Annotated in this window: 6 protein-coding genes and 1 pseudogene; 3 read left to right on the forward strand and 4 right to left on the reverse strand. The window is 64.8% G+C overall.

Features of this window, described 5'->3' with window-relative positions:
• From AC5RVB_RS16250 to AC5RVB_RS16260, 3 genes are all read left to right on the forward strand, one after another.
• A partial coding sequence (locus tag AC5RVB_RS16250) for a PTS fructose transporter subunit IIC (protein ID WP_494143166.1) occupies window positions 1-1600 on the forward strand: 1600 nt, incomplete at its 5' end.
• 30 nt (window positions 1601-1630) lie between these two features.
• The gene (ptsP, locus tag AC5RVB_RS16255) at window positions 1631-3355 is read left to right on the forward strand and encodes a phosphoenolpyruvate--protein phosphotransferase (RefSeq protein ID WP_227929696.1); all 1725 of its coding nucleotides are present in this window, start codon (window positions 1631-1633) and stop codon (window positions 3353-3355) included.
• A gap of 39 nt (window positions 3356-3394) precedes the next feature.
• Window positions 3395-3673: an HPr family phosphocarrier protein gene (locus AC5RVB_RS16260; protein WP_227903234.1), complete on the forward strand. Its 279-nt coding sequence runs from the start codon at window positions 3395-3397 to the stop codon at window positions 3671-3673.
• Between the two features lie 151 nt (window positions 3674-3824).
• Here AC5RVB_RS16260 and AC5RVB_RS16265 read toward each other — a convergent pair whose 3' ends face one another.
• The 4 genes and pseudogenes from AC5RVB_RS16265 to AC5RVB_RS16280 form a co-directional block, all read right to left on the reverse strand.
• On the reverse strand, window positions 3825-4562 hold the full coding sequence (locus AC5RVB_RS16265; protein WP_494143167.1) for a hypothetical protein: 738 nt from the start codon (window positions 4560-4562) through the stop codon (window positions 3825-3827).
• Entirely contained in the window at window positions 4559-5290 is a 732-nt protein-coding gene (locus tag AC5RVB_RS16270; RefSeq protein ID WP_494143168.1) for a hypothetical protein, read from the reverse strand. Before AC5RVB_RS16270 ends, AC5RVB_RS16265 begins: the two co-directional genes overlap by 4 nt.
• A 159-nt stretch (window positions 5291-5449) precedes the next feature.
• Window positions 5450-5749 carry a GNAT family N-acetyltransferase gene (locus tag AC5RVB_RS16275; protein ID WP_231710200.1) on the reverse strand — a complete coding sequence of 100 codons (300 nt, stop codon included), beginning with the start codon at window positions 5747-5749 and terminating at the stop codon, window positions 5450-5452.
• A 108-nt stretch (window positions 5750-5857) separates the two neighbouring features.
• A pseudogene (locus AC5RVB_RS16280) lies at window positions 5858-6190 on the reverse strand (hypothetical protein); the annotation flags it as partial.

Consider the following 6190-nt stretch of genomic DNA (forward strand, 5'->3'; position numbering starts at 1 on the left):
GGCCGGCGCGGCGGGAACCGGGAACGGCGGGCACGGGGCTGACGCCCCCGCATCAGAGGGCGGCACCGGCGCCACGGCGTCGGATACCTCGAAGTCCCCGCACCTCGTGGCCGTCACCGCCTGTCCCACGGGCATTGCCCACACGTATATGGCCGCGGATTCGCTGGCTGCCGCTGCCGCCGAGCGCGGAATCGACCTGCAGGTGGAAACCCAGGGGTCGGCGAAATCCACGCCGCTGGATCCGGAGATCATCCGCAATGCCGACGCCGTGATATTTGCCACCGATGTTGATGTGCGGGACCGGGGGCGCTTTGCCGGAAAACCGGTTATCAGTGGTCCGGTAAAACGCGGCATCGACGAGCCGGGCGTGATGATCGATGAAGCAATCGAATCCATCAGCAACCCCAATGCCCGCCGGGTCTCCGGCGGGGGAGGCGGCGGAGACGAGCGCGAAGGGGCGGCGTCAGGCGGGGAAAGCTTCGGCGGACAACTGAAGCGGGCACTGCTGACCGGCGTCAGTTACATGATTCCGTTTGTGGCCGGCGGCGGCCTGCTGATCGCGCTGGGCTTCCTGCTGGGCGGCTACGAGCTCTCCCTGCAGGTGGACGAGGTTGCCAACGGTGACCGGATGCTGGACGGCACCTCGATTCTGAATCCGCCGCCGGAGGGCTTCATCGCCTACCTCGGTGCGGTGTTCTGGAAGATCGGCAACCTGTCCCTGGCGTTCCTGGTCCCGTCGCTGGCCGGCTACATAGCCTATGCCCTGGCGGACCGGCCGGGCATTGCCCCGGGCTTTACTGCCGGATCAGTGGCCCTGTTTATGGACGCCGGCTTTATTGGCGGCATTGTGGGCGGCCTGCTGGCCGGTTACATGGCCCGGTGGATCGGCAATTGGACCGTTCCCTCGTGGCTGCGGGGGCTGATGCCGGTGGTCATCATTCCCCTGCTGGCCTCGCTGATAGCCTCCGGCCTGATGATCCTGGTCCTCGGCGGGCCGATAGCCGCACTGACCCTGGCGCTGAACAACTGGCTGACCAGCCTGACCGGCGTCGCAGCCATCGGACTGGGCATCATTCTGGGTCTGATGATGGGCTCGGACCTGGGTGGTCCCATCAATAAGGTTGCCTATGCCTTCGCGGTGGCCGGCCTGGGTGAAGGCAGCTTCGAGAACCAGGTCCCGTGGGAGATCATGGCAGCTGTCATGGCTGCGGGCATGGTGCCGCCGCTGGGTATGGCCCTTGCCTCCACCGTCCTGGCCAAAAACCAGTTCAGCATGGCCCTTCGGGAGAACGGCAAGGCCGCCTGGCTGCTCGGAGCGGCGTTTATTTCCGAAGGCGCCATCCCCTTTGCGGCCGCCGATTTCTTCCGGGTTATCCCCTCCACAATGCTCGGAGGTGCCGTGGCCGGTGCCATCTGCATGGCAACCGGAGTAACCTCACAGGCACCCCACGGCGGGATATTCGTGTTCTTCGCCATTGGCAACATCCTGATGTTCGTTGTGGCCATCCTGGCCGGCACGGCCGTCACCGGGTTTGTCTACGTGGCCCTGAAACGGTTCGTAGGCCCCCGGAAGAATGCAGAGGAACCAGCCATTGCATAAGACACTGTCGGAAACAGGAAGGCTTTAATGATGCGGACCATCAAGGGAATCGGAGTAAGTGCCGGACGGGTCCTCGGCCCTTCCCGCAGGATGCCGCCTCCGGTACCCGAGCCCGATGCCGACGCAAAGTTCAGTGCGGACAGCACGGTGGACGGTGAAAAGGCGCGTTTGAAGGACGCAGCGGAGACCGTCCGGGCGGACCTCAAACACCGGGCTGAAACTGCCTCCGGAGATGCCAGGGCTGTCCTGGATGCCACGGCGATGATGGCCACGGATCCGATGCTGCTGAAGGCGGCCGGGAAGCACATCAATGCGGGTATGGCACCGGACCGGGCCATCTGGGAGGCCGGCATGGAAGTGGCCGCCATGCTGCAGAGCCTCGGAGGGTACATGGCTGAACGGACCCAGGACGTACTGGATGTCCGTGCCCGGATTGTGGCGGAACTCAACGGGCTGCCGGCACCGGGAATCCCCGCCTCCGACGTGCCGTTCATCCTGACCGCCGTGGAGCTGGCGCCGGCTGACACGGCCACCCTTGACCCGGCCAAGGTCATCGGACTCGTGACCAGCGAGGGTGGCCCGCAGTCCCACACGGCCATCCTGGCGCGGTCGCTGGGCCTGCCCGCCGTCGTCGGCGCACCGGGAGCCAACGACGTTGGGGACGGGGCCGAGCTGTACCTGGACGGTGCTTCAGGAACGGTGGTGGTTGAACCGGGTGTCGCCGAACGGGAAGCGGCGCAGAAGTATGCGTCCCGATCCGCGTTGCCGGTCTTCAACGGCACGGGATCCACTTCCGACGGGCACCGCGTCCCGTTGCTGGCCAATGTGGGGTCCGGCAAGGACGCCCGCGCGGCTGCGGAGGCAGGTGCGGAGGGAATCGGGCTGCTCCGCACTGAATTCTGTTTCCTGGGACGCGACTCCGAGCCCAGTCTGGAGGAACAGGTAGCCGCCTATGGCGCCGTGTTCGAGGCCTTCCCGGGGCGGAAGGTGGTTATCCGAACCCTGGACGCCGGCGCTGACAAGCCCCTCCCCTTCCTGACGGATGCCTCCGAACCCAACCCTGCGCTGGGTGTGCGGGGATTCCGGACCGACCGCACCAGTCCCGGCGTCCTCGCCCGGCAACTGGAAGCTATCGCAGTGGCTTCCGGTGCGCACGAAGCCGATGTATGGGTCATGGCACCCATGGTGTCCACGGCGGAGGAGGCTGCGGATTTTGCCGTCCTGTGTACCGCCGCAGGGCTCGGGATGCCGGGAGTCATGATCGAAGTCCCCGCCGCAGCGATCATGGCCGAGGCAGTGCTGTCCCGGGTTCGCTTCGCATCCCTGGGCACCAACGACCTGACGCAATACACCATGGCGGCGGACCGTCAGCTCGGATCCCTGGCGACCCTGAATGATCCGTGGCAGCCGGCTGTCCTGCAGCTGATTTCGGCAACCGTGGCCGGCGCCGCCCGGGCAACCGCGGCGCTCCCCGCAGAGACGGGGTCCGCCACGGCGGCCGCCCAATCCAAAACCGTGGGGGTGTGCGGTGAAGCGGCCGCTGACCCTGCCCTCGCCGTCGTCCTCACCGGCATCGGAGTAAACACGCTTTCAATGACACCGCGGGCGCTCTCCAGTGTCGGGGCGGTCCTGGCATCGGTCTCCCTGGAGCAGGCACAGGAGCTTGCCGCACGGGCCCTTGCAGCCCACACGGCAGCCGAGGCACGCACCATAGTGCGCAGCCGGCTGCCGATCCTTGAGCAGCTTGGCCTGTAAGGGCCCGAGTTCGGAAGCAACCACGGAAGGAACAACAAAATGGCAGAACGCAAAGCCACGGTGGCCAGCAGAGTAGGGCTCCATGCCCGGCCGGCTTCGATTTTCGCTGAAGCTGCGGCGGCCCAGCCCGTCGATGTGACCATAGCGATGGACGGTGCGCCGGCGGAGGAAGCGATGGATGCATCCAGCATGCTTTCGCTAATGAGTCTGGGCGCCTCGCACGGCGACGTGGTGGTGCTCCGCTCGGACGATACGGGCGCAGAAGAGGCGCTTGACGCACTGGTGCAAATTCTGGAAACCGATTTGGATGCACAATAGGCGGCATCCAGTACCCGGTTTAAATAACGAAGCCAGCGGCAATGCCGCTGGCTTCGTTGCAACCTCACGCTGACCCCCCACAGGCAGCGGATGTTACATATTCATTATTCTGGCACATGCGCATGAAAATGTGAACAAGGTTACCTAATTGTCATCTGACATAGGTTTGCGTCAGGCGGGTTTGCTTTTCCTCCCGATTCAAGGCCATCCGCCGGCCGCCGAGCAGCGCCAGCCCCAAGGTGCAGGAAATCAGTGCGGAATAAGGCACCAAATGGTCCCACGGACTCACATCCCACGGTGTGTGGTCCTGGAGCGCGTAGAGAACCGCACCGCTCAGGCCCAGAGCGATCAGGGCGGAGGCTGTGCGGATAAGGGCAGGACGGCGCCGGTGAGCCGCCGTCGCAAAGGCCGGGCCTATCAAACAGGCGGACACGTAGGCGGGATAAGCGCGGCCCAGCGCTGTGTAAAGGATGATCGGCAATTGCTGGGCGTAGTCCCGCAGGCCCGGTGAGGACGAAGGCATGTCGGCGAGGACGAAAAGCACAACCATCAGCACGGCAAGGACCCCCAGCACGGCAAGGCCAATAGACCCGCCAATGCACTTTCCTGCGAGGGGGGAGCGGAAAGCCACAGAAGCCTTGAGTCCGAGAATAAGGACGAATCCGTACATTGCGAAACGGATTATGAGGTTGGCAATGTTGATGCCACCCAGCACATTGTCCACCGCAAGATAGATGGCGGAATTGGCCAGGGCAATTGCCACCGTCAGCATAAGCAGCGCCCAGAAAAGCAGCGGATTCCGGCCCTTGATGGCCTGCGGAAGTCGGGTCAGGGTAATCAGGCCCGAAACGGCGAGAGCCGAGAGGTGGACGGTGGTAGCGAGACTCATCCCAAGTGCTCCAGAAGCGTTAGTTCGTTTTCATCGTCGTGTTCGAGTTTCCTCATCGCTTTCCCCAATGCATCCAAGCGATCCCGGGCAAGCAGGACAAGCTCGGAGTCGCTGAGCGAGGCAAGGGCACTTTCCTGCCCGCCTTCGGGCCAGCCCGCTTCACCCGGGGTGACTAAACCGATGGCTACCAGCCCGCCCGGAAGCGAGACGTCCGCCAGACGTGCGGCTTCCACCGCCAGTTCCGGTGCCAGCCGCCCGGCCGACAGCTGTGCGGAGATGTTCTGGGGAGCTACCCCCGTCTTTGCGCTGAGCTGCTGGCGCAGGTCCCCCGGATCCACCGCTTCAAACCAGGACCGGATGGCATTACGGTGACCGAACTCAGCGATGTCCCCGCCGGATGCGCTTTCCACGCCACCCTGGGTAGCCCGGGCCAGGATCATCTTCAGAATGCAGACATAGGAAACCTGGCTGACCAGTTCAGCGGTTGTCGGCCGCCACGGACCGCTCAAAAGGTCCGAGTACTCCTCAAAATCCGAGAGCGCTTCAACCGGGTTTCGCCCATAGGCCCTGGCCACGCGGACCACCGTGATCTCAGCGACTTTCCCCCGGACAATCTGCTGGGCCAGCGTTGACCTTTTAATCCCCGTCCGGCGGCAGAGGTCGGCGTTGGATTCACCCGGTGCGATCGCCGCCCGCCAACTCTGGAAAGACTTGGCAGGCACAGCCATTTTTCGCCCCCTCGATTGGATTTCCCCGGATAGATCGAATTATACTGTTCGAACTGGCTTCCCCTTCTGCGTTCCCCCCATATGCAGAGCGGGAAGCCAGCTCCACTTAAGGACGGGGCAGCCCGTGGAACCGGGAGGCCGGCGGCAGCGGAGCCCCTGTCACTCCTGCGGCCAGGATACGTGGTGGCTGTACTCCGGGTGCTTGCCGAGGTAGGTGGCCATGTAGGAGCAGTACGGCTTTACCCGTTTCCCTTCGCTGACAATGTCCTCCACGGCATATCTGGCCAGCTTCGAGGAGTACCCCTGGTGCCGGTAGGCGGGCTCCATTTCCGTATGGGTGAGGGCGACGGCGTCGGGTTGCCTTTCATAGTCGGCAACACCCACAAGCTCCCCGTCCAGCCGCAGTTCGTACCGGTCCAGCCCGTCATTGCGCGAGACACTGATGTCTTTGGATGTCATAGGCCGAGACTGCCATGCAATCACGCCTCGGTCCACCCCGCACAGGGCTGCCCTGCCGCGCCGGGGTTTACCCCGGGGTTCACCCCGGCAGCACACGCACGGGCGCCCTCAGGCTGCCCTTCCGCCGCGGGCGGCCTGTTCGGCCCGGCTCAGTGACTCCTCCAGGCGGTCAACCGCTTCGGCATAGGCGGCGGAATCATCCGCATCCGCCCCGGCAGCAACCTCCGGGCGCAGGCGTTCAGCTTCCTTCAGCGCCCGGATGAAGTCCCGGGTTTCCGGCGAGCGGACATCCTGCAGCTGCGGATGCTCGGCCGCGAGCCAGGGATCGAGTTCATAGGCGCTCCAGCGGGTCAGGATCTCGCGGTGCCGGCCGGAGACCGCAGCCAGGGCGGCCTGCCGCTGTTTCCTTTCCAGGCGGCGGACGCGTGCCCGGTGCCGGCC

The sequence above is a fragment of the Arthrobacter sp. Y3225209 genome, from assembly GCF_059090685.1.